Annotated in this window: 15 protein-coding genes; 4 read left to right on the forward strand and 11 right to left on the reverse strand. The window is 41.0% G+C overall.

Going from position 1 to position 26,243, the window contains the following annotated elements:
• Positions 1-74 precede the first annotated feature (74 nt).
• Complete coding sequence (locus BLQ18_RS09200; protein ID WP_090294657.1) at positions 75-389, reverse strand: GIY-YIG nuclease family protein; 315 nt, start codon at positions 387-389, stop codon at positions 75-77.
• Positions 390-580: 191 nt separating this feature from the next.
• On the opposite strand from BLQ18_RS09200, the gene BLQ18_RS09205 reads away from it, so the two are divergent.
• Entirely contained in the window at positions 581-1,795 is a 1,215-nt protein-coding gene (locus BLQ18_RS09205) for a multidrug effflux MFS transporter (protein WP_090294660.1), read from the forward strand.
• On the opposite strand, the gene BLQ18_RS09210 is transcribed toward BLQ18_RS09205, so the two are convergent.
• The 9 genes from BLQ18_RS09210 to nagB all read right to left on the reverse strand — a co-directional run bounded on the left by BLQ18_RS09210 (position 1,796) and on the right by nagB (position 14,749).
• Complete coding sequence (locus tag BLQ18_RS09210; protein WP_090294663.1) at positions 1,796-2,884, reverse strand: anhydro-N-acetylmuramic acid kinase; 1,089 nt, start codon at positions 2,882-2,884, stop codon at positions 1,796-1,798.
• A complete protein-coding gene (locus tag BLQ18_RS09215; protein ID WP_090294667.1) occupies positions 2,881-3,546 on the reverse strand; it encodes a class I SAM-dependent methyltransferase in 666 nt (221 codons plus the stop codon). The genes BLQ18_RS09210 and BLQ18_RS09215 overlap by 4 nt, the downstream gene beginning before the upstream one ends.
• Positions 3,539-5,128, reverse strand: coding sequence for a glycoside hydrolase family 3 protein (locus BLQ18_RS09220; RefSeq protein WP_090294670.1), 1,590 nt, complete (start codon positions 5,126-5,128; stop codon positions 3,539-3,541). The genes BLQ18_RS09215 and BLQ18_RS09220 overlap by 8 nt, the downstream gene beginning before the upstream one ends.
• Positions 5,121-6,401 (reverse strand): MFS transporter, encoded by a 1,281-nt coding sequence (locus tag BLQ18_RS09225; RefSeq protein ID WP_090294673.1) that lies wholly within the window; start codon positions 6,399-6,401, stop codon positions 5,121-5,123. Before BLQ18_RS09225 ends, BLQ18_RS09220 begins: the two co-directional genes overlap by 8 nt.
• A complete protein-coding gene (locus BLQ18_RS09230; RefSeq protein ID WP_090294675.1) occupies positions 6,398-6,880 on the reverse strand; it encodes a GNAT family N-acetyltransferase in 483 nt (160 codons plus the stop codon). The genes BLQ18_RS09225 and BLQ18_RS09230 overlap by 4 nt, the downstream gene beginning before the upstream one ends.
• 6 nt (positions 6,881-6,886) lie before the next feature.
• The gene (locus BLQ18_RS09235; protein WP_090294678.1) at positions 6,887-8,371 is read right to left on the reverse strand and encodes a glycoside hydrolase family 10-like protein; all 1,485 of its coding nucleotides are present in this window, start codon (positions 8,369-8,371) and stop codon (positions 6,887-6,889) included.
• An 89-nt stretch (positions 8,372-8,460) separates the two neighbouring features.
• A complete protein-coding gene (locus tag BLQ18_RS09240) occupies positions 8,461-9,795 on the reverse strand; it encodes a RagB/SusD family nutrient uptake outer membrane protein (protein WP_139150382.1) in 1,335 nt (444 codons plus the stop codon).
• 17 nt (positions 9,796-9,812) lie between these two features.
• Entirely contained in the window at positions 9,813-12,785 is a 2,973-nt protein-coding gene (locus BLQ18_RS09245) for a SusC/RagA family TonB-linked outer membrane protein (RefSeq protein WP_090294682.1), read from the reverse strand.
• Positions 12,786-12,841: 56 nt separating this feature from the next.
• Entirely contained in the window at positions 12,842-14,749 is a 1,908-nt protein-coding gene (nagB, locus tag BLQ18_RS09250; protein WP_090294684.1) for a glucosamine-6-phosphate deaminase, read from the reverse strand.
• A gap of 180 nt (positions 14,750-14,929) precedes the next feature.
• Between nagB and BLQ18_RS09255 the strand changes: the two genes are divergently transcribed.
• Positions 14,930-15,679: a DeoR/GlpR family DNA-binding transcription regulator gene (locus BLQ18_RS09255; protein WP_090294687.1), complete on the forward strand. Its 750-nt coding sequence runs from the start codon at positions 14,930-14,932 to the stop codon at positions 15,677-15,679.
• On the forward strand, positions 15,672-16,499 hold the full coding sequence (murQ, locus tag BLQ18_RS09260; protein ID WP_262492764.1) for an N-acetylmuramic acid 6-phosphate etherase: 828 nt from the start codon (positions 15,672-15,674) through the stop codon (positions 16,497-16,499). The genes BLQ18_RS09255 and murQ overlap by 8 nt, the downstream gene beginning before the upstream one ends.
• 6 nt (positions 16,500-16,505) lie before the next feature.
• On the opposite strand, the gene BLQ18_RS09265 is transcribed toward murQ, so the two are convergent.
• Complete coding sequence (locus BLQ18_RS09265; RefSeq protein ID WP_090294689.1) at positions 16,506-17,624, reverse strand: PQQ-dependent sugar dehydrogenase; 1,119 nt, start codon at positions 17,622-17,624, stop codon at positions 16,506-16,508.
• 156 nt (positions 17,625-17,780) lie between these two features.
• Between BLQ18_RS09265 and BLQ18_RS09270 the strand changes: the two genes are divergently transcribed.
• On the forward strand, positions 17,781-26,087 hold the full coding sequence (locus BLQ18_RS09270; protein ID WP_090294692.1) for a T9SS type B sorting domain-containing protein: 8,307 nt from the start codon (positions 17,781-17,783) through the stop codon (positions 26,085-26,087).
• Positions 26,088-26,243: the final 156 nt, after the last annotated feature.

Here is a 26,243-nt window from a genome sequence, read left to right on the forward strand (position 1 = left end):
TTAAATGTAGGTAATATTCTTTCAATCTATCATTTGGGCATTATGTCATGTCGAGCGCAGTCGAGACATAAAGGTTAGTCTAATTTATATTTATGATGCGAAGCATTTCTGCATTCAGACAAAATTTGAAGGAGATTCAAATCCCCTGCAGCCAAAGCAAATTTCTTTTTGGCACTCCATTTCTTTATTTTCTTTTCAAAATAGATGGCCTGCAAAACATCATTGAATTCTTGTTGAAAAATAAGATGTACAGGTCTTCTGCTATAGGTGAAAGAGGTTTTGTTTAAACCACCTTGATGTTCAGATAATCTTCGTTTTATATTATCGGTGATGCCAGTGTAGGTTAATCCATCAGAGCATTTTAATATGTAAACAAAGTATAGGTTCATGATTTGGGAGGGTCTCGACTGCCCGTCCGTCCGACAGGCGGGCGCTCGACCTGACATCAAACATAGTAAAGTTAAGTCAATTGATTTCAACTCCGCTCGACCTGACAATTACCCCAAAATATAGTAATAACATAACACTAATACTTTCTTAAAACCTTTATTGGTACGTTGGGTATGCCTAATTTTGCCGAATGCAAAAGCAAAATCAGAAACCAAACTTTGAATTTGTGGCCATGATGGCCGCTTTGATGTCTATTGTGGCCTTGGCCATTGATGCCATTTTACCTGCCATTTCCAATATTGGTGAAGCGATAAACAGCACAGACCCAACGGACAATCAACTTTTGGTGACCATGATTTTCTTGGGATTGGGTGTTGGACAATTGTTTTTTGGCCCCATTTCTGACAGTTTTGGAAGAAAACCAGTGGTTTACGTTGGATTTTCTATTTTTCTAATTGCCAGTGTAATTTGCTTATTTGCCCCTAATTTAGAGATTATGGTAATTGGTAGGATTCTTCAGGGAATCGGTTTATCAGCTCCACGAACCATCGCTATTTCCATTATCCGAGATTCCTACGAGGGAGATTACATGGCCAAGATCATGTCGTTTGTTACCGCATTTTTCATTTTGGTGCCCGTTGTGGCTCCCGCCATTGGTAAACTCATTTTGGATGCATCGGGTTGGCAAGGCATTTTTTATGTGCAAATGTTTTTTGTACTTGTTGTGTCCTATTGGTTTTGGAAACGACAGGCAGAAACCTTGCACCCCGAATATAAAATTCCATTTACCAGGCACGTGTTTGTGGATGGGGTAAAGGAGTTTATAAAATACAGGGAAACCATTGCCTTTACCTTGATTTCTGGATTGGTAACAGGGGCTTTTTTGGTGTATTTGAGTTCAGCGCAACACATTTTTGAAGACCAATATGCCTTAAAAGAAGTGTTTCCATACATTTTTGCAGGACTGGCCATTTCCATTGGATTGTCCACCTTTATGAATGGAACCATGGTGATGCGTTTTGGAATGCGCCGATTGTCATTGATGGCGACCATTGTCTTTTGTTTAGTGGCTTTGACCTATTCTATTGTTTTTTTGAATTCACCCAATCCTAACATATATGTTTTGGTCGGATTTCTTTCCGTTCAGTTCTTTTGTTTAGGATTTATGTGGGGTAATTTCCGTTCTATTGCCATGGAGCCTATTGGGCATATTGCAGGGATTGGAGCAGCGATTAATGGTTTTATTTCTACCGTACTATCCATTCCGATTGCGACTTTTATTGGTGATTTTGTAAAAGATAGTGTTTGGCCGTTATTTGCAGGCTTGGCTATTTGCGGAATGGTTGCTTTGGCACTTTTCCTTCTGACCCATTTACCCAAAAGAAAGCGAGTGGCTGCCTCCTAATCAATCTTGGTTTGGATAGAAGACTTCGCCACTACAAGAGTCGGATGTTGCACCCGTAACGGATTTTAGCACATTGGTCTTGCCTTCCAACCGTAGTACGCCCATTAAAGCAAAAACCAAGGCCTCTTTATAAGCAATCAAGGTTTTGTTGGGTATTACTACTTCAACACTGGAGCCCAATTTATTTTGCAGTGTTTCCATAAAAAAGGTGTTGAGCGCTCCTCCACCCGTAGCCAACAATTTACTGATGGACTTACCATTGTTTTTATATTTGAGCACAGCAAAAGCGATTTGCTCACAATTGTGGTGGATAAAGGTGTGCAACAAATCTTCGTTGGAAATTTTACTTCCCTCAATTAACGGAATGATCTCGGCCGAGAACCATTCGTAGCCCGTGGATTTGGGGTAGGGTTGGTTGTAATAGGGGAGACTGTTCAATTTTTGGAGTAGTACATGATTTAATTTTCCAGAGCTTGCTATTTGTCCATTTTCATCATAGGCTAATCCCATTTTATGGGTAATGTAATTGAGGGGCATATTTGCCAATCCGATATCATAAGCGATGCGCTTTCCATCTTTGTCAAAGGAGATATTGCTGATTCCACCCAGATTTAGACAAAAATCATATTCATGGAACAGCAATTTGTCACCGATGGGAACCAATGGAGCACCTTGTCCCTTAAGGGATACATCTTTGGTTCTAAAATCGCAAACCACTTGTTTGCCAGAGGTATTTGCCAACAATTGCCCATCTCCCAATTGAAAGGTGACACCCTCATCAGGGCGATGGTGGGAGGTATGTCCGTGACTGGCTATAAAATCAATTTCTTCCTCCAGTTCGTCAATAAATGCTTTGGATTGTTGACCCAGCCAAATTCCATAATCTTTGTGAAGTTGTGTATGGTCTTCTTCGGACAGGTGAATGGCATTTTTAAGGTATTCCCGCATATCATCGGAATAATCGATTTCTGCTGTTTTATTGATGGAAAAGTGCCATTTTTCATCTTCTTCCCAAATATGGCAATAGGCTATGTCTAACCCATCCAAAGAGGTTCCAGACATAAGGCCCAAAACTTTATAAGTGCTCATATCTTTTTGATTATTATGATGAGGGAAATCGGTTTTTCTTCATCGTTCAAGACTTCCTTAATGTTAAATTGAAAATGTTCAATTTTGTTCAGTTCTTTGATCCAATCTTCCATGGTTCGGGCGTACCACGCATGTCCATCCGTGAAATTACCTGGTAAACCTTTCCATGAGTCCGAAAACCACTGACTTTTGTAGGCTAGGTCGTTTTGTAAAAGGAAATAGGGGTGCAGCGTTTGAATAACTAGGGATCCGTTGGATGTAAGTTGTTTTAATGTATTGGATAGTAATTCAAGAAGGCCATCTTTTAGATACAAACAGAAATTGAAGATAGCTGCATCAAAAGGTGCATTCGGCAATTTTTCCCCTTGGATAATATCTTCAAAAGTGAATACTTCAAAGGTCTGATCGCTTTGTTTGCGTGCTTCTTTTATTAAATCCTCGGTCGCATCCAAACCCGTGGCCTTCCAACCAAATTTTTTCAGTTCGCGAGTCAACCAACCTTCACCACATCCAATGTCAACAATAGTGTTTCCTTTTAATTCTTTAATCACTTCTAATATGGCAGGATTGGTGAATTTTCTAGATGGAATTCCATCATTTTGGATGATTTTCACCCATTCTTCCGCATTTTTGTTCCAGGATGATTTTATCGCATCACTCATGGCCAAAAGTCTTTAGTTGAATGGGTAGCTTTCCTTTACTTTGGATTTCTCCTAAAAAGTGTTTGAACGCAATATCTTGAAATGCAGTGAAATCTTGATATGCCAAGACCACATTTGAATTTGGTTTCAATTTTAAAATATCCAAAACATAAGGATTACCGAACAAGTAAATTAGTGGGTCGTGTTTTGCAATAACCTCTTGAATCTTCCCTAATATTTTGTTGTCAAAACCGAATTGATTTTTTGGTTTTACAGCGGGAGGGAAGATGCTCAATACAATTTGTTGGTCATTATCAACGGTTAGGTCTTCCAAATCCATGACTTCTGGTCCAAAATTCGACGAAATTTGCTTTGCAAAACTGTTTTCTTTATCAGAATTGACGGAAACATTAAGAAAATTGCCAGTTTTTATCTTGTTGATTTTAGAAGGGTCGCCATATAATTCTGTAATAGCCTGTACTGCAATTTCTCGATTTAATTCATAAGGTGCACTAAGACTTTTGGTTTCAGCAGGATGCTGTAGTTCAAAAGCTTTCTTTTTTAATTGCCAAACCCTTTCAAAGCTTTCATTAATGCGTTCTCCTGTTGCATTATTTAGTATTTGTTCTATGCCTTCTACGACATTCTCACTAAAACAAAGCACATCCATTCCAGCCATAAATGCGGCATGTTCCAGTTTTCCTTTTTCAGGGTATTTTTTGGAAACGGCATGCATATTCAAGGCGTCTGAAATCACCACACCGTCAAAACCCAATTGTTTTCTCAATACATCGGATATTATTTTGGAAGAGGTTGTAGAAGGGTGCTCCTTATCCAGTTGTGGTAATAGTAAATGCCCTACCATAACCGAATCTATACCTGATTCAATCAATTTTTTAAAAGGGTACAGCTCATTCTCCATGAGTTCTTCCATGGATTTATCGATAACGGGCAAACCCAAGTGGGAGTCAGTCGCTGTATCCCCGTGACCAGGAAAATGTTTTATAGAGTTTAGGGTTCCGCTTGAGGACATTCCTTTAAGGAATGCCTGTGCTTTTTCATGAACACTAGATTTGTCATCTCCAAAGGAGCGGTGCCCAATTACAGGATTTTCGGGATTGTTGTTGATGTCCACAACAGGTGCCAAGTTCCATTGCACACCAGCTGCCCTACAATCATTTCCAATGGCCTGTCCGACTTTTTGGATAAGATCATTGTTGTTGGTCAAGGCACCAAGTGTGATTGCGTAAGGTAATTGTGGTGTATTTTCAATGCGCATGGCGAGTCCCCACTCGGCATCAATGGCAATCAATAATGGAACTGATGCTGCGTTTTGGTATCGATCGATCAATTCCAATAATCGATTATAGCTCTGTTCGTTGTATACAATCTTCTTTTTTCCTTCAAAATTAGTAGCTGCACTGGCTCTACTGTGAAAAAAGCAAACAGATCCCACATATTGCTCTTTAATGAGCTTTTCCATTTTCTGTACCTCTTCTTCGGTATCGTTGATGAAAACTGCAGGCATAAACAGTTGACCTACTTTTTGCTTAAGGGTCAACGGTTCAGTTGGAAGTGTATATTTTGATTCTGTTTTAGTCATTGGGTTCGGCCGTTTTTTTACCGTAATCTGCTGGGTATTTTAAAAATCGCAATACAAAGAAAGCGGGTAGTGCGGCAATTACCACCCATATAAAAAAGCCATCATATCCCAACCATTCCTGAATATAGCCACTCAGCATTCCGGGTAACATCATTCCCAAAGCCATAAATCCAGTTGCAATGGCGTAGTGGGAGGTTTTGGATGCCCCTTCGGCCACATAGATCAAGTACATCATAAAGGCCGCAAATCCAAAGCCATAACCAAATTGTTCAATCACAACGGTTCCCACAACCGCATACAGACTTGTGGTTTGTGTGATGGCAAGAACGGCATACAGCGCATTAGGTAAATTAAGGGCCAATAACATGGGAAGCATCCACTTTTTTAATCCATCGCGAGAAATTAGGATGCCGCCCAAAATCCCACCGAGTGACAGCATAATAATGCCCACAGTGCCATAAATGGTTCCTACGGCTTCGGTGGAATAGGCCAATCCGCCCACTGCCAATTTATCCAATAAAAATGGAGATGCCATTTTTACCAATTGCGATTCTCCCAAGCGATAGGTGAGGATAAATATTAAAACAAGTCCAATTTGGTGTTTTTTAAAAAAGGAGGCAAAAACTTCAAAAAAACCAGCAGGTTTCTCTTTGGATTCCGTGTTTGATTCTTCAAACTTGGGTGTGGTGAAAAAATTGGATATCGTAAGGGCAATCATTAAAACGGCTGCACAGATCATGGTGATGGACCATGCTTTTGTATTGTCTCCGTATTTGTTTTCCATGTAGCCTGCAAAGATTACCAATAGTCCCTGTCCTGTTACCATCGCCAAACGGTAAAATGTACTTCGAAGTCCTATGAAAAAAGATTGTTTTTTTTGTGTTAGACCAATCATATAATAACCGTCCGAAGCAATGTCGTTGGTTGCAGAAGCAAAGGCTGCCATCCAAAAGAAAGCGAGGGTGATCGTGAAGAAAGAGTTGGAAGGTAAAAAGAGTCCAATGCCCAAAAATGCCAATGAAATGACCAATTGCATACTCAAAAACCACTTTCTTTTGGTTCCGTTAAGATCTACAATGGGGCTCCAAAGTGGCTTTATGACCCAAGGTAAGTACAACCAACTGGTGTACAAACCTATTTCTGCATTCCCAATACCCAATCTCTTGTACATGATCACAGAAACTGTAACCACAAGAATGTACGGAATACCTTGTGTGAAGTATAAAAATGGAATCCACAACCATGCATTTTTGTCTTTAGGAGCTACATTCATTTGGGTTGTTTTAAAAGGTTTTGGTAAATGCTCTTTTCTGAACCTTCAATAATCTTGGCATTTACCGTTTTTTCATAATAAGGGGCAGGGCCGACCCCACCGATAATGGCATAGGCATATCCCATTTTTTTTAGTGCCACCAATGATTTTACCAATAGGATTTTGCCAATTCCTTTTCCTCTTTCTTCATCTAAAACACCTGTAGGGCCAAAAAAGTTTTTAGCGGTACTTTCAAAACAAGCAAAACCAAGAATTTCTTGTCTCCGTTGGGCGATAAAACAGTTTACAGGTAGCGAATAGAAGGCGGCTTCGGTCTCATCCGCCCAATTTTTGCTGAAGTGTTTTCCAACCCAATCCACAACAATGCTTTTTTCTGGTCTTATGGGTCTTTTAAAGACAATACCTTCATTCTTGAAAAGGAATTTTTCCTCTTCGGAGATATCAGGTAGGTCCAAAAGTCGTACAAGCATGTCCTGCATATGGGTCTAATTTATGTTTAGTTGCTGCATGGTACTTTCATTACCAAAAGCATCACTTATATTGATTTGAATATTGTTGCGTAACTGTTTTTTGGTCAATTGAAATTGATAACATCCTTCGGTATCACTTTCAGAAAGATATTCTTTTCCGATGAGTTGATGGTCACCCTTTTGGAAATTGTAAATGTTGATGAATCTTGGTACACTATCGGTATGTGAAATACAGATCTCTAAAATTTGCTGGTTTTGTTGTACTGATTTGATAGCTGGCAATTGTACATCGCGTACTAATTTGTTAAGTGGGCCAGGGTTTTCAGAGGGATAGCTGTAAAACCTTTTTTTGAGTTTCGTATTTACTTTTTCATGTTGCCCAATCAAAGATTTGGCGCTAAAGAAAATATTTCCGTCAACATGGTCCAATTCCCTTGCCATGTTCAATTGTTTTGGAATCTCATTCTTTTTATTCCAAGCCTTGTCGGCATTGTTCTTGATTTTATAGGTGCCGTTCCCAATGTATAAATTGGTGTTGGGGGTGTGTTGGTTCCACCATGAAGTAATGACTTTATGGGATGCCACGGGATACTCCATACTCCAGTAAACTTGAGGCGCCAAGTAATCCAACCAGCCTTTCTGCACCCAAAGTAAAGGATCTGCGTATAAATCTTCATAAGTGGTCTGCCCAGCTTTGGTCTCGGAACCCATGGGGTCGGTACTTTTGTTTTTCCAAACCCCGAACGGACTGATTCCGAATTGTACCCAAGGTTTGTGTTTTTTTATGGTTTGATGCACATTTTGCACCAGAGAGTCCACATTGCTTCTGCGCCAATCTTCCAAAGATTGACCTTCGAGGCCGTATGTTGAAAAAGTTTCGGCGTCATCGAATGTTTCGCCTTCTACTTTATAGGGGTAGAAATAATCATCAAAGTGAATGGCATCCACTTCATAATTTATGACCAGTTCCTCTATAATTTTATTGAATTTTGACCTGACCTCAGGAAGTCCAGGATTGTAGTAGTTTTTGTTTCCGTACGTAACGATCCAATCGGGATGAAGATAGTAATCGTGATTTTTGGAGAGTAGTGTTGTGTCAAGACTTACGGTGGCTCTGTACGGATTGAGCCAAGCATGAAATTCCATGCCTCTTGCGTGGGTTTCTTTGATCATCCATTTTAAAGGTTCTTGGAAACCTTCTGGAGCTGAACCTTCTTTGCCTGTCAAATATCTAGACCAAGGGGCAAAATCGGTAGGGTAGAGTGCATCGCCCGCCGTTCTTACTTGAACGATGGCGGCATTGAAATTCAATTTTTGATAAAAGTCCAGGATTTCGATGAAGTCTCGTTTTTTTTTGGCAACATCATCGTTTGGATGTTTTGGCCAGTCTATGTTGGCCACTGTAGCTATCCATACACCTCTAAATTCTTTTTGTGGAGCCTTGGTCGTAGCGCAAGACAATAGAAACAGGAAAGGAAGTATGTATATAAATCGACGCATATATAAGCTAAAAAAAAGGCCTACGTATACATTAAATGTAGGCCTTTTCAAGATTAATTAAACAACTAACAACTTAAAAACATAATGTTTTAAATAACTGGATCAGCAGGAGTGCTTGTGTTGTTATCTCTTTCCGTGTTAGGGTAAGGATAGAAGTTTCTATTGCGTTCCTCATCAAAATTTTGAACTGAAGGTGTAGGTTCAGGTCTTCCAAACCTTCTGCTGTCTTCCAAGCTGGCTCCAGTTAAGAACAATTCAATTCTTCTGTTTTTATAAACTTCATCCAATAAAGCATCCACCGAAGTGTCACCAGCATAGGTTGGTAAATTTGCATTGATTCCAAATGCATCATCGGTATCGGTAAGCACCAAGTTTAATGCAGTTACCGCTGCTCCAGTATTTGGCGAAGCGATTCTTAGGTTTGCTTCGGCAATGATTAGATTCATTTCATCTGGCAAATACAAAGGAATTTCATCTGATTCGGTTAGAAAGAAACCAGCCAAATCTTCAATTGGAAGTTGGTTTAGGTTCAATTCATCCAAAGGAATCAAATAAAAATCAATCCTTCCGTCATTTTCATCAATCACAAAGCTATCTGGTAAACCAAATTTGTCCCTAGGCTTAAAGTTTGGTGTACCGTTTTGGTAAACACGGCTCCAAATAGGATTCAAGTTTTGGGAATCGTAAGTGAATACGGAAGTTGAGGTTTGATCTACTTCGGAAGCAGCTACAATAGCTGCATCGTAGTTGCCTGCATACAGGTTAAATCTGGCCAACATGGCATCCAGGGTGTTTTCCAAATCGATTTCACCACGCAAAATCTCCGATTCGAATTCAGCTGAAATAGGATTGGACGCAATAATGTTTTTAGCCTCTGTTAATAACGTCACTGCTGTGTTGAATGCGTCAATACGTGAAATAAATGGAGGATTGTCCTCAGATGTGGCAACAATTACTTGCTCGTAGTTTTGAGCCATGGCACCAATACTCATTGCATGATAAAGATTTGCGTAGGCAATCAATCCGCTCTGTGTTCCTGGGTCAATATCGATAAAGGAAGCATTGGCAGAAATATCCTCAGCTATTCCAATTACTCTTAGCATGGTGGTCCATAAACCAACCACATTTGAGTTTGTATTTGGAATGTCACCACCATCTTCCAAATCGATCATGTTCTGGAATGTGGTGGTAATTCCTGCCTCTCTTGTAGTGATGGCAGGAGTTTCTACTATATACCGAACCCCAGAGGTGGAATACAGTTCTTGCATTCCTATGGTAGCGGCCAAGATTCCCTCTCTTGAGGAGAATACCTGATCGCTGGTTGCGGCATTTGGGTTTTCAAAATCGGTTTCGCATGATGTAAGTGCCAAAACAGTGGTTAGCAAGAACATCAGCTTATATGTGTTATATCTGTAAAATTTCATTGTCAATTTTTTTAAGATTAAAAGCTTACGTTAACGCCTAACTGATAAGTTCTCGGAATTGGCACTGTTGCAAAATCAAATCCACGTACTCCGTTGCTCTGTCCAGCAGCACTTACTTCTGGATCCCATCCTGAGTAATCGTCCCAAGAGAATAGGTTTCTACCCACTAAGCTGAACTTAATGTTGTCGATATATTCCCAGCTTGGTTTAAGGTTGTAGCTCAATGCTACCTCACGAAGTTTTACAAATGATCCATCTTCTACGAATTCTTCAAAAATGTTTGCCTGTGCACTTCCGTAGCCTTTAGGACGGTTGCCCAACAATTCTTGTCCAACATTATATCCTCCTCCGAACACAACGTTATCCAGCAATCTTCTGTTCCAGTTGAAAACATCGTAACCCTGTACGGCATCAAACTGAACTCTAAGTCCAAAATCTTTGTAGGTGAACTCATTGATCAAAGAACCGAACCAGTCTGGGTTTGGATCTCCTATTACTTTGGAAGCTTCACCATCTTCGGTTGTACCTCTATATGGGTAACCATTTTCATCCAAAGCGATAGATCCATCTTCGTTTCTTGCATAGAATTGACGATAGAATACACCTAGAGGCTCACCTTCAATAACGTAGTTGGTAGAGAAACTTCCCGCTAACGTTAATCGGCCACCACCTGCAACACTGGTCACCTCATTTTTGTTGGTTGAAAAAGTAGCGGTAACGTCCCAATTAAAATCAGGAGTTCTGATTGGAGCACCTTTCAAAAGCACTTCGAAACCTGTGTTTTCCAAATTTCCAACATTCTCAAATCTTGAGCTAAATCCACTAGATGGACCCAAGACTCTTGGCAATAATAGGTCTGTTACTTTTTGTTTGTAGTATGAAAATTCGATACCCAATCTATTTTCAAAAAGACCAGCATCAAAACCAAGTTCAATTTCGTCCTGTCTTTCTGGTTTTAGGTTTTCATTACCTTGAGCTGTAGAAGGAATAAGACTTACCGAGCCTGTCAATGCAGATGGGTTGTAAACTGAGAATCTGTCGAATGCACCCAAAGCAGTCAGGTTACCTGCTTGCCCCCAAGAGGCTCTAATTTTAAATAGGTTGAAGGTTTCTCCGAAGGTATCCAACCAAAAATCTTCATCAGAAATCACGTAAGATCCACTGGCTTTGAAATACAGCTGATTACGTTCGTCTTTTCCGAATGTTGACGCACCGTCCATACGAACAGCACCGTTTACATATACTTTATCGTTGAAAGAGAACGATTGCTGGAAAAATGCTCCCCAATACGAAATTTGGGATCTTGTTTCACCTTGTTCCAAAATACTACCGCCTGTAGCAGTTTGTACGACGGGTGGAAGTCCTGTTGCATTGATTCCAACACGATCACGCTCCTCATATTGCCAAGAACCACCTAATGTTGAAGTGGAGTTGATGGCATCAGTAAGTTGTGTTTTATAGGTTACATTAAGGTCCGAGTTGTATTGGAAATTGTTCAAATCGGCTCTTCTTGCATATCCATCAGGGTTTGGAGAAGTGTTTCCAATCGGAATATAAGCTGTAGCCGATTGGTTGTAATAATCCATACCCAAAGTGTATTTGGCACTCAAATGCTTATTGAAGTTGGCATCTAAAGCTATACTTGTGATAAAACGATTTGTTTTTTGACCAAAATCGAAACGGGCAACTGCTTCAGCAGGGTTGGTTCTTGGTACCGCTGGAGAAGTAATAGGAAACACACCTGATTCATCAGGTGAAGGATCTATGGAGTTATCACTAAATACAAATCCAGTAATGGCACCGTATGCATTGTTGATCCCTCCATTGGGCACATCTTTACTTACACTGCGAACATAGTTGAAACCTCCAGTAATATCCAACCAATCAAAAGCTTTTTGAGTCAAGTTGGCTTTAAATCCATATCTCTTGAAATTGGTGTTCTCCACAATCCCATCATTATCCAAATGCGATGCAGATAGATAGTAAGATGTAGTTTGTGAACCGCCAGTCATGGACAAGTAGTTTTCAATTCCATATCCAGTGTCAAAGAAAGCGTCCTGAAGGTTGTAACGTTCTACTTCATAAGTGTCCAAATTTGTTCTGTCACCAGGAACTTCCCAAGCAAGTGGAACCGTGTTGTAATCGATTTCTTTTCTTAGTTCGTTTACCCGAACATTGGTCATGAAAGTGAATTTTGGATCACCTGTACGACCTTTTTTGGTGAAAATCTGAACCACACCATTACTTGCTCTAGAGCCATAGATTGCAGCAGCGGCAGCCCCTTTGATCACCTCGATTTTTTCGATGTCGTTAGGGTTAATGTCCGCCAGTCTGTTTTGCGTATTACCCCCAAGGTCTACCAACTCATTACTCGAGTTGCTGATAATAATTCCATCCACAATGTACAGCGGGTCTGAGTTACCCGCAATGGTACTAGGTCCTCTTAATCGGATGCTGATACCACCAGCAGGGTCTCCAGAGTTTTGTTGTACCAGAGCACCCGTAATTTTACCCGCAATGGCCTGATCGATCTGAGTGGCCCCATTATCGGTCAATTCTTCAGCTTTTACCGAAGATATTGCATTACCAAGAGTTCTTTTGTTAACTCCTGCTCCAGAACCTGTGACAATAACTTCGTCCAGACTCAAAAGGTCTTCCGCAAGTGCAACGTCGTTGGTAATGGTAAGGCTTCCTCCTGCAGAAATCACAATTTTTTGAGAGGTAAAACCTAGTGAACTGAACACCAAGTTATGCTCCCCTGATTCCAATGTTGCAGTAAAGCTGTAGTTCCCATCAAAATCGGTAACTGTACCGAATGATGAGTTTTCAATAAATACCGAAGCACCAGCCAACGGTTGGTTGGTGCCGGTTTCTGTAACGGTTCCAGAAAAGGTGTATTGACTCTGGGCAAACGCAGAGAGCGTAGATGCCAAGAGTGCAAAAAGCACCAACCGGAACCTCAATCCTAAATAGTCATGAAGTTTTAGCATAAAAAGAGTAGTTAAATTTAATTGAGTTTAGTTTTCGAGTTTAGAGTCTGTCTGAATTAAAAGTGGTAACGCACAAAGCCTTCCATTGCTTCATATTCGGCCATGCCAAGTGCGTTGTATCTATTTGCTGTTTCCTTGTTTCGTTGTTCCGCTCGTTGCCAAAACTCCCTTTCATCGTTACCGGGGAACATAGCACTGTCTTTTTGGGACTGGTGCTTGAAAATAGCATTGATTTTTCTGGCCATATCTTTTGGTCCAATCGGTACGGCCATCTCCATATCGGCAATATCCCATTCCTGCCAAGCTCCTCTGTAGAGCCACACGTAGCAGTTTCTCAACCATTCGACTCTGTCTTCCTTCAATTTTTCCAAGGCCTTGAAAATGATCTGAAGACATACCCTGTGTGTTCCATGGGGGTCTGATAAATCTCCTGCAGCAAATATTTGATGCGGTTTGACTTTATTTAGAAGGTCATAAGTTAGTTGTACATCTTCATCCGAAAGTGGTTTTTTACGAACCGCACCTGTTTCATAGAAAGGTAAGTTCTGGAAATGGGCATTTTCTTCAGGTACATTACAATACCTACATGCTGCCAAAGCCTCACCTTTTCTGATCAAGCCTTTAAATTCTTGAACTTCCGGACTATCCAATTCTCCTGGCTTTTTGCTTGCCAAGAATTTTCGCACTTCCTTGAATTTTTTCTTAAGGTCCTTGTTATCCTTTTGAACATCAGTAGCGAAGTCTAAAAAGCGAATTACCTCATCGTCAAAAACCGCAATGTTTCCAGAGGTTTGATAAGCCACATGCACATTGTGCCCTTGATCCACCAATCGTAATAATGTTCCTCCCATGGAAATAACATCATCATCGGGGTGGGGACTGAATATTAATGAAGTTTTAGGATGGGGTTGTGCTCTTTCGGGCCTTTGGCTATCATCAGCATTGGGTTTACCCCCGGGCCAACCAGTAATAGTTCGTTGTAGTTGGTTGAATACTTGAAGATTTATCTGTTCGGCAGAACCTACCTCAGCGATAAGGCTTCCCATTCCGTATTCGTTATAATCCTCATTGGTCAATTTTAAAATGGCTTTGTCCAATTTTTCTGAAAGCCAAATGGTCGCGGTTTTGATCAATTTTTCGTTCCATTCACATTCAGTTGCCAACCAAGGGGTTTTAATTCTTGTTAAGGAAGAGGCAGCAGCTTCATCCAATACAAAGTCGCAATTTTCATGATGTTGCAAGAAAGTTGCAGGAACAGATTCTTTAATTTCTCCCTCAACAGCCTGTTTTATAACATTTGCTTTTCCTTCTCCCCACGCCATTAAGATGATTTTGCGGGCAGCCATAATGGTTCCCACACCCATGGTAATGGCTCTTTTTGGCACATTTTCCTCTCCGAAGAAATCGCTTGCGGCATCAAGTCTTGTAACTCGGTCCAAACGTATTAAACGGGTTTTACTGCTCAATGTAGAACCTGGCTCGTTAAAACCAATATGTCCGGTACGACCAATACCTAAAATCTGAATATCGATACCGCCTACATTTTTGATCTTTTCTTCGTAATCTTCACAGAACTTTTTTACTTCATCCATAGCAATATTCCCATTGGGAATGTGGATGTTGTGGGGTTCAATGTCGATGTGGTCGAAAAGGTGCTCGTTCATAAAACGAACATAACTATGGATAGAGTCTGGTTCCATTGGGAAATACTCATCCAAGTTAAAGGTGATCACGTTTTTAAAACTCAGTCTTCCTTCTTTATGAAATTGAACCAAGTAATCATAAACTTTTACAGGTGTGGATCCTGTTGCCAATCCTAGAACAGCTTTTGTGCCCTGTTCTTGTTTTTGCTTAATCAAGCTGGCAATTTCGTTAGCTACAGATAATGAAGCTGTTTCTGAATCGCCATGGATAATTGTGTGAATTTTTTCAAATCTTAATTCTTCCTGATAAGGCTCGTACATAAGAAAATAAATAATATTCTAGCAAAATGCTGAAAAGTTAATTTCAAATATATGCAAAAAACTGCAAATCATGCAATAAGATGCTTTTTTTGTTAAAAAAAACTGGACGACTGCGAATTTTTGCGGTATTTTGCCGTTATTGTCGATGTTTTTAGTATTTATTTAACTTTAACGCATCCAATGTTAAAAGAAGAAAGGCAACAATTTATTCTTAATGAGGTGGGTATCCATAATAGGGTACTATTGACGGATATTGCCGATCAACTTAATGTGTCTGTGGATACTGTCCGTAGGGATATCAAGGAGCTTCATGCTGCCAAACTCTTAAAAAAGGTACACGGTGGAGCGGTTTCATTAGGATTCAATAATTATAATCCTACAGGAAAAAAGATATATTCCCTAGATAAAAAATCGCAAATTGCGGAAAAGGCGCTTGGTCTTATTAAAGATGGACAGGTAATATTGATCAGTGGAGGTACCACCAACTTGGAATTGGCAAGAATGCTTCCACCGAAATTAAAGTTGACCTGTTTTACGCCAAGCCTGCCCATTGCGGTGCAATTATTAGGAAAGAACAATATAGAGGTGATTTTTATCGGAGGAAGATTGTCTAAGGATTCGCAGATTACCGTAGGGGGGAGTGCCATAAATATGCTTTCCGAGATTAAGGTGGATATTTGTTTTTTGGGAACCAATTCCATTCATCCTATGGAAGGACTTACTGAATTTGATTGGGAAATTGTTCAAATGAAAAAGGCAATGATACACAGTTCCAGAAAAGTAGTTTCCCCTTGTATTTCGGAAAAATTGGGCTCCACACAGCGCTATAAAATATGTGGGGTAGAAGAAGTGGACGTGTTGATTACCGAATTGGAACCATGGGATGTAAAATTAGATGCATTTAAAAATTTAAATATTCAAATTGTATAATACAGTGGTAGATAAGCATATAAGGATTACGGAGGAACCATCTAATTATGATAAATTGGATGAAATGGAAACTTTGGATATTGTGGCCAATATTAACAATGAAGATAAAAAGGTGGCAGAGGCTGTAGAATGCGTGTTACCAATAGTGGCCAAAGTGGTAGATGAAACTGCAGCAAGATTTGAAAAAGGAGGAAGGTTATTTTATATAGGTGCGGGCACAAGTGGTCGACTTGGAATTTTGGATGCCTCGGAGATTCCGCCAACCTTTGGAATGCCTTATGATAAGGTAATTGGTTTGATTGCTGGTGGAGATAATGCTATACGCAAGGCAGTTGAGAATGCCGAAGACGATACGGAACAAGCTTGGAAAGATTTGTTGGAATACGATATCAACAGTAACGATGTTTTGGTCGGAATCGCAGCTTCTGGAACTACGCCCTATGTTTTAGGAGGGATTGCAGATGCCAAGCAACATGGACTTTTAACTGTCGGAATTACAAACAACCCTGGTTCGCCTTTGGCGCAAGCTTCAGATATTCCCATTGAGGTAAATGTTGGGCCAGAATTTTTAACGGGCAGTACCCGAATGAAAAGTGGTACGAGTCAAAAAATGGTGTTGAATATGATTTCAACAGGGGTGATGATTCGAATTGGTCGTGTGAAAGGAAACAAAATGGTGAACATGCAACTGAGCAACATTAAATTGATAGACCGCGGTACCCGTTATATTATGGAAGAAACGGGGTTGGACTACGAAGCTGCCGAAAAAGCCCTTATAAAATATGGTTCAGTGAAATTGGCTATTGATGCTTTAAAATAAAAGGAATTATTTGGGCGTCAATTTATAAATGCCTTTGCCTTCAATTGCAACATAAATATAGCCATCGGGTGCTTTTCGTACATTGCGAACCCTACCCAATCCATCCAATAATTTTTCTCGGTAAACAACCTTGTTGTCTTTAATTTCCAAACGCTCCAAATATTGAAAGGCCAAAGACCCCACCAATAAACTGCCTTTCCATTTGGGATATTTGTCGGAAGTCACAAAAGTCATACCTGATGGAGCAATGGAGGGCGTCCATTGATAAAAAGGTTGCTCCATGCCAGGTTTTGAGGTGTCATTGGTAATTTTGGTTCCACTATAATTAACGCCATATGTGACTATGGGCCAACCGTAGTTTTTTCCTTTCTGGATAATGTTGATTTCATCTCCTCCTCTAGGGCCGTGCTCGTGTTCCCATAAAACTCCTGTTTCAGGATGAAGCGTTAATCCTTGAGGATTTCTATGCCCATAACTGTAGATGGCGGTTTTGGCTCCTTTTTCATTCATAAAAGGATTGTCTTTTGGAATGTTGCCATCATCGTGCAGGCGATATATTTTTCCACCATCTCGGGTAATATCCTGTGGGTTTACATCACGATTTCCTCTTTCGCCAATGGAAAAATAGAGAAAACCATCGTTATCAAACTCAATTCGAGAACCAAAATGCTGTCCTCTTGTTGAATTGGGAGTTGCTTTGTACAAAACTTCTTGGTCAATCAGCCTGTTGTTTTTAAGCCTTGCTCGCATTATGGCCGTGTTTCCCCCTTTGTCATTGCCTTCAGGGGAGGCGTGTGAAAAATAGATCCAGCCGTTTTCTACATAATTTGGATGTAGTTCAATATCCATCAGCCCACCTTGGCCTCTATTGTAAACTTCGGGAGGATTTTCAATTTCGGTGGTCTTTCCAGAGGAGAAAAGAATCAGTTTCCCCGTTTTTTCAGAGATTAAAATAGCATTGTTTGGCAAGAAAACCATGCCCCACGGGTTTTGAAGGTCTCCAACCACCAAATCAGCAGTAAAATCAAGGGTTTTGGGAATATTTATGCCCTTATCTGAATTTTGGGCACAAGATGTACTAAGCAGTACAACGAAAAAATAGGGAAGTAAGAGACTTTTTTGCATAATTTCACGTTGAAATAACAGATTTTATAGATAAACGGCTACATTTTGTATAGTCGGGTGGTATTAAGATAAAGAGAATTTTATAAGAATAGATAATTACTATTTAGAATATTAAGGTCCCAAATCTGACATATTCTTCTTAACAAGACTTAACCTATGCTCCCACAGAAAACAAGGCATCTGCTATATGTCATGTTGTTGGTGCTCATATCAATCTCAGGTTACACGGTATTAGCAAAAACCCATGCACGAACGATACTAACCAATTTTGTATCGACAGTAGAAAAATCAGAATCACAATCAGATGTTGCTGATTCAACCCTAGAAATAGACGAGGTAAACTCTTCCGACGTGTTTGACCCAACTCCTATGTTTGCCACCATTTTAAATGGTGCGAATGAGGAAGTGGTGTGTTCCAACGATGGTAGTACTTTGGCAAAATTCTTCCTTTGCGGTACAAGTGATATCCGAAATTTAACGTTGAGCATATCTGGGAGTAGCTACGAATGGCAAAAGCTGGATCCTAATTCTTGTGCACCAACCGTAGTGGATGACTGCCCTACCATTAACAATGCTTGTACGTGGAATACCGTAGGAACGAATGCCACCTACAACTTATCCACAGCTGGAGAGTTTCGTGTACGGGTAAATTCTGGACAATACTATTATTTCAAATCAACCTTGAACCCGTTGAATCCTCAGTTGATCAAAGAGGATATCATCTGTGGGAATGCAGGTAGAGTAGAGGTAACCAATGTGCCAGCAGGTTACGAATATAGTTTGAACAGTGCTTCGGGACCTTACCAAGATGATCCATTTTTTGATATTACTGCTTCTGGAGACTATCGTGTTTATGTTCGTTTGAAAAACGTTTCAGAGACAGCTTGTGTATTTCCATCCAACGAATTGACTGTTGGTGATTTGGACATCAATGTAGATGTAACTACCAATGATATTTTGTGTAGTGGTGAATTGGGAAGTATAAACGTTCAAGTATCTGGTGTGCCTGGTTTTTACACCTACCGTTTGGTGAAAAATGGCGTTACCGTAGATACTTTTGGTCCCAATGGTTCAGATTCTTATACGTTTGCGAACGTAAGTCCTGGTACCTATAGTATTCGCGTGGATACCAATAATTGTTCTGAAACCGTGACCACTGACATTGATGGAGATCCCATTCAAATTGGAAGTGGCATAAGTCCTTTGGCGGTTTCTGCAACGGCTTCCGACAGTTTTGGATGTGGAGCCACTTCGGTAAATGTAAATCTGAGTACTTCAGGCGGAACTGCACCGTATCGCTTTAGTGTGGATGGAGGAGCTTTTGGTTCAACCTATAATAGCACCACTAGTTTTACGGTAAATGCAGCTGGCACCTATAATATTGTAGTGGAAGATGCCAACGGTTGTCAAAGAACCGCAGCTGTGGATGTGGAGAATATTCCGCCACCCGTGTTCAATTTTACTGAAGAGGACGCGAATTGTGGAGGAGCCGATGATGGTAGAATCAATATCAATGTGACCAATGGGTATGGATATGAGATTACCTATAGTATAGATAATGGTGCAACTTTTCAGATCAGTAATGTGTTCTCCAATTTAGCGCCTGGTACTTATGATGTGGTTTTGCGTTACGAGCAGGATGCCTTTAGCTGTACAACAACCCCTCAAACTGCAACTATTGGCACACCAACTACTATTTCAGCTACAGCAACACCAGATTCACAACCTACATGTTTGAATGAAAATGGTGGACAAATTACAATTTCGGGAGTTTCTGGAGGAACAGCACCTTACGAATATTCAATCGGAGCAGGATTTGGAAGTAGCCCTATATTTCCAAATTTGGGTGTTGGAAATTATACGCCTTTGATCCGTGATGCCAACGGTTGTGTGCAAGCACTGCCCAATATCCAATTCAATGCACTGAACAAACCTACCAATTTGGATTTCAGTATTTCGAGTTTGGATTGTATAACCACAACTGCCTCCTTGGATTTAACCGTAACGGGAGGAACGGGACCCTATACTTTTGAAATTATTGCCCCTGCGGCTAGTGCAATGAATAATGGAAGCAATAGCACATTTACTGGCTTGGGATTGGGAACTTATACTTTTCGGGTAACCGATACTGAGGGCTGTTCCTACGATGAAAATTATGCAATTACAGATATCAGTTCCATTGGAGTTCAGGCCCAGCAAACCAAAGTGGTCACCTGTGTGGGTGATACTGATGGTGAGGGACGCTTTTTAGTGGATGGATTCAATTCCACCTACAGTTACAGCATCGATGGAGGCTCGGTCATCACTGGACAAAATACAAGTATCATTCCGTTAAGTGGATTAGCAGCGGGAAGCTATGTAATTTCTGTGACCGATGAAGAAACCAATTGTACCGATACGGCGACTTTGGTTATTGAAGAGCCATCGACTGCTTTTGCTATTTCAAGTTTGAGCGTAACGGATATGAGCTGTCAAAATGGAAATATAGGAGCCGTTCGTATCAATACCGTTGGAGGTTGGGGTGGTAATCGTTATACCTTGACACAACCTGATGGTTCCACCAGGGGCCCAAAAAATGGTAGTACTTTCTCCAATCTTTCACAGGATGGATTATACCAGGTTAGTGTTACCGATGCGAATGGATGTACGGTTACCGATAGCTTTACATTAACAATTTTGGATGCCCCAACATTGACTTTGGATAGTGGAGCCTCAGATCTATGTTATGACAATTTTACAGCAGCCACTTTAGCGGTGAATGCCTCAGGTGGTTTGGCACCTTATCAATATCGAATCAATAACGGCACTTTGGGAGCAAGTAATTCCTTTGCAGGACTTACCCCAGGCACTTACACTATTGAAGTAGTTGATGCAAATGACTGTAGAGATACCGTCACCACTACCATTGAACCTCAGGTAATGGCCAATGCCACCACCATTCAAGAATTGGATTGTGCTGGTCCTGATGGTCAAATACAAGTGAATATAAGCAATGGCTATACATCAGCTGGAAATTATGATACCTATGAAGTGAGTATCAACGGAGCACCTTATACTTCGGATAACAATGCGATATCAGGAGCATCATTTATCTATTCCGTTCCAAATGATGGTTCTATCATCACCGATACCACCTATCAATTTTTGATTACTGATGCCCAAGGGTGTACTACAGAATCCAATATAGTGACCATTTCACCACCTGAAACCATTGCGGGTTCAGCAGTGGCCACTGATACACAATGTGGCGACAATACCAGTGGAATTGTAGAGTTGGTTCCTGATTTTTCACAAGGAGTACCTCCATACGAATACAGTAATGATGGTGGAACAACATTCAGTTCCCAAAATATTTTCTCAGGATATGGACCAGGAACCCACGGCGGATTTGTGATTCGTGATAGTAGGGGATGTGTAAGTCCAGAGTATTTCGCAACCATTGCGGCAAGTACCCCATTGGATGCTACAGCCACTCCAACCGATGCTGTTTGTGCCACGGGAGTAGTTAATGGTTCTGTTTCAGCGACCATAAATAATGGGGTTGCCCCATTTGATTTTGTTTTGGTCGATGAATTTGGAGGAACGATTGCATCCTCCAATGGTACCATGAGTACTACGGTAAACTTCCCGAATTTACCTTTAGGTAATTATACTGTGATCACCAGAGATGCACAAGGTTGTGAGGATCGGGACCAAATTGTTATTGATCAAAACCAATTGGATTTGATTCCATTGGATTCAGATCCTGCCATTTGTTCCGATACTTCGTTCCCATATCGCGTTCAAGCTACAGGAGGAACTGCACCTTACGAATTTAGATTGGTGGGTGAGTCAACTTTTAACCCAGCAACTTCAGGTGGTGACACCTACGACTTCACAGGTCAGGTGATTCCAGGGGTGACCTATTTTGTTGAGGTGCGCGATGCGAATGGCTGTACCTATATTGAAGAAATCGACCCCATCGGTCCAAGTAATCCAGTAGCAGTATCGGCTACTTCGGTCGCAGCATCTTGTAATGTAGCTGGAAGTGGATCTATTGATTTTGAAGTTTCAGGAATTTCAGGAGCTGGTAATTTCACTTTAACAGTTCAAAATACAGATACGGGAGCAACAATTTCAACCCAATCGTTTACAGGTGAAACCATTCCTTACAATGGAACGGTTACTGGATTGGCTCCAGGGAACTATCAAATCATTGTTCGCGATGATGTAAATGGATGTAGTGGAAGTACCTTGGCCTTTGTGGATATCAGTTCTGTTTCTATTTCCATTGATAATTTTGTTGAAGCCACTTGTAATGCAGGAGCCTTGGTGACTCTTAGAGGTTTTGGAAGCACCGAACCTTATGGATATGCATATGTACCATCAGGTGACCCTGCACCAACCACTTTTAGCACAGAAACTACTTTTGAAATAGCAGGACCATACCCAGCTGATTACGATTTTTATGTGCAAGATGCGAATGGATGTTCCGCTTTCACAACAATGACCATTACCCAAGAAGCTGGAGTTCCAGATCCTGTGATTGATGTGATCAACCAGTGTACTGCAACAAGTGGATATCAAATTAACATTGTGTCACCATTGTCTACAGGTTCAGGATTACCAGATGAAACCTTCCAATATGATTTGGGAAGTGGATTCCAAAATGGAACCACTTTTATAGTGCCGAACCCAGGAAGCTACGTGATCGTAGTAAGGGATGGCAATGGATGTACCAATACGGTTACTGCTGAGGTTTTTGATTTCTTCTCAATTACTGCTGATGCCACTTCGTACCCAACCTGTAATGCTGGAGATGGGGTAATTACGGTAAATACCACTGGAGGTAGTGGTAATTTTGAATACCAATTGCGTGATGCAGGTACCTTGGCAAATATAGGACCAGCGCAAAGCAGCAACGAGTTTGCGAATGTGAACCCAGGGGATTACAATATTTTGGTGACCGATTTGGATTCCAATACCTCACCACTGTGTTCAGATGAGGCCATTGTGAACGTTTCAACAGTAAATTCTCCAATAATTAGTGCTACACCTGAGAGTGATGTAACTTGTTACGGAGCGGCAAACGGAACCATTTCGGTTGAATTGATGCCTGGAACCGATACCGATACACCTTTGAGTTATGTATTGTACGATGGTGCAACCACAACTGTTTTGGCTGGACCTCAAGGATCTCCAGTTTTTGATGATCTACCACCCAATACGTATCAAGTTGAGGTGGTTTCCGATAGAGGTTGTACTGATCGTTCAGGAAATATTATCATTACAGAACCTACCGAATTGCTGGTCAATGCTACGAATACTGAATTTAGCTGTAATCCATCCAGCAATCAATTCAGTACGGCTACCATTACCATTTTTACGGATTCGAACGGAAACGGAACAGGACCTTTCACAGGAACTGGACCCTACACGTATAGCATGAACGATGGCACCCCACAGTTCGATGGCACCAATTTTCAAACCAGTAACACCTTTGAGGTGATCGATAATGGAACCAATCAAACCATTGTGGTGACTGCTCGCGACCAAAATGGTTGTGAAGAGTCAGCTACCGTGACCATCAACTCACCAACAGATATTACGTTCAGTTATAATGTGAACCAAATCACCTGTGATGCTTCAGGAAGCGGAGTGAGCCCAGGAACTATTGACATCATCATAAATGAGGGGCATGGAAATTACGAAGTGGAAATTCTACCTTTAGGTTCTGAACCAGCCAGAAGTTCAGGTGGTTCCGACCGTGTAACTTGGGATATCGCTACACCAGGAGATTACATTTTTGCGGTAACCGATGTGGGCAGTGGAGGCTGTACGTATTTGACGACCACTATTAATATGCCCGAGTACAACACCATGGAAGCAACAATTGCAGAAGTGGAACCCGTAACCTGTTTTGATGGAAGTGATGGGGTTATCAGTTTGGAAATCAACAATTATAGTGGAGTTTACAATTACGAAGTATTCTCTAGGGACAATGCAGGAGTTGAAACTTCAACAGGAGTATCGGGAACTTTCGACACCAATGCGCCGATAAACAGTCCTGAACTTATTCAAAATGTGCCAGCAGGTAATTTGGTGGTGCGCATCGAAGCTTTGGATTCGCCATTTTGTGATGTGGTGAGTAACGTAACCACGGTTCGCTCTCCAGATAGAGCACTAACGGTTGATGCAACCCAAACTTCCCCCGTAACCTGTAATGTACCTGGTTATGGTGAAATTACCGTTGCAGGTGATGGTGGATGGGGCACCTATCAGTACCAATTGGTGGCTTCCAATGGAACCATTTTGGTAGATTACCCGAATACCAATCCTGTTTTTGAAAACCTTTCCACCGATACCTATACGATAAATGTGTTGGATGTACGAGGCTGTGAATCCTTTACAGAAATAGATTTACCGTTGCCGACACCTATTTATGCAGATATTCAAGTAGTGACGCCTTTGGCCTGTAATAACGACAACAACGGAGCCATTGAAGCTTTTAATGTGTCTGGAGGACAAGGACCAGGGAATTATTTGTTCCAATTGAACCGAATTACGGACGGCACCAATAGTGGTTTGCAAACCACACCAACTTTTGGAAATCTATCCTCTGGAGATTATACCATTACCATTTTTGATGGTTGGAATTGTAGTTTCACCACGGTGCCAATTACAGTACAAGACCCTGAAATTGTGGTGGCTGAATTGGTGGAGTTGCAACCTCCAGGTTGTGGCGATTTGGGAAGAATGGAACTTACGGTGACCAATCCAGAACCAGGGGTGGATTATTTTTACCGTAGAGCTGGCACAACAGATCCATTCGAGCCTTTTGGCGCTGGAATGACCAGTGTGGAGATTGCAGCTGATATTACTTTAGATCCAGGACCATTCCAATATGATGTGCAAAACTCCAACGGATGTCCGTTTGAGAAATCAAACCAAATATCTTTAGACCCAGCGGCTCCTTTGGTAATTGCCTTGGATTTGACCAATGCGACCATCAACTGTGCTGGAGAAGCCACAGGAATTATCCGTTCCGAAGCTTTCGGTGGCATAGGAAGCTATGTGTACACATTGGTAAATTCGAATGCAATGCCACCTACAGCAGCGACAATTGTGCGTCCAGCTCAAAGCTCAGGTATTTTTAGGGAATTGAACCCAGGAACTTATTATGTGTATGCCCAAAGCGGTGGCTGCGAAGCCATATCCGACCCTATTCTTATTGAGCCCAAAGAGCCTTTGGTATTGGATTATTTAGAGGCTGTCCCTGTTATGTGTGCTGGAGATACCAATGGGCAAATCATAATTGAAGCCAGTGGTGGCACAGGTCAAATCAGATATTCGATTTCTGATACCTTGAGTGAATTCTTTGAGGGGGATGACCCAGAAAATCCAAATAGAAAAACATTCACGGATTTATCGCCTAGAACTTACGACATCATTATTCAAGATGATTTAGGTTGTACCATCACAAGAACAGTTGAAATTACCCAGCCGATGGAATTGGTGGCAGGAGTATTGGAAACTACGCCCGAAACCTGTTTGGGTGATGGAGACGGCTCCATGACGCTAGAAATCAATGGGGGTACAGCACCGTATTATACAAGTTTCAATTCAACAGAAGAGGCCAATTTTGTAGAGAATGATGACCTTTTCTTTGATAACCTTCAAGGTGGAGAAACTTATGTTGTGTTTATTCGCGATGCCAATGGATGCCAAACGAATGTTATCGCTGAAATCGGAATAGGAATCGATATTGTGGCTGAACCAATTGTGGAATACGGTTGTGAGGGTATTTTCCCAAACAGTACCGTCACAGTAGAGATCGAAGACAGTTCGCAATTGTCCGATTTACTATTTTCCTTGGATGTGGACGACATATTAACGGCAACGGACCAACGTGTTTTTGGGGATTTACCTGCAGGGGAGCATACCGTTTATATTTATCATTCCAATGGTTGTGTCACCTTTGTGGAATTTGAGGTTGAGGCTTATGAACCCTTGACGCTTCAAGCGACCAAAACAGGGCCCGATGAGATTACTGCTATCGCCACAGGCGGATTTGGGGAGTATGAATTCTTTTTCCAAGGGGAATCTTTTGGAGATGTAAATATTTTCAATGTTATTCAAGATTCCAATATCAGTATAATGGTCCGTGATCAATATGGTTGTACTGCCAATATCGTAATGCCCTTCAATTTTGAGGGAATGCCAGAAATGCCAGATTTCTTTACCCCGGACGGAGACGCATTAAATGACTATTGGTACCCTGAGAACCGAGAATATTTCCCCAATATTGAGGTCATTATTTATGATCGTTACGGTCGAGTTGTCGCCGAGTTGGACCAAGTAAAAAAGTGGGATGGCAATTACAATGGAAACCCATTGCCAACTGGAGATTATTGGTATGTGGTCAATGTACACGACATCGAAAAACAACAATTTGTAGGTCACTTCACCCTATATCGTGAATAGTTTTATGTGGTAATAATTTACAGTTTTTATTATTGATTTTTGCTTGAAAAAGGCAATAAAACCTGATATATATCATTGTTTTTCAGTTGTATATATCCTATTTTAGGTTGCTTGTGGATAGTGGAGCTCCGATATTCCTTTCGTAAGAGGTTTAAC

This window comes from Flagellimonas zhangzhouensis (assembly GCF_900102925.1).
GTDB classification, from domain to species: Bacteria; Bacteroidota; Bacteroidia; order Flavobacteriales; family Flavobacteriaceae; genus Flagellimonas; species Flagellimonas zhangzhouensis.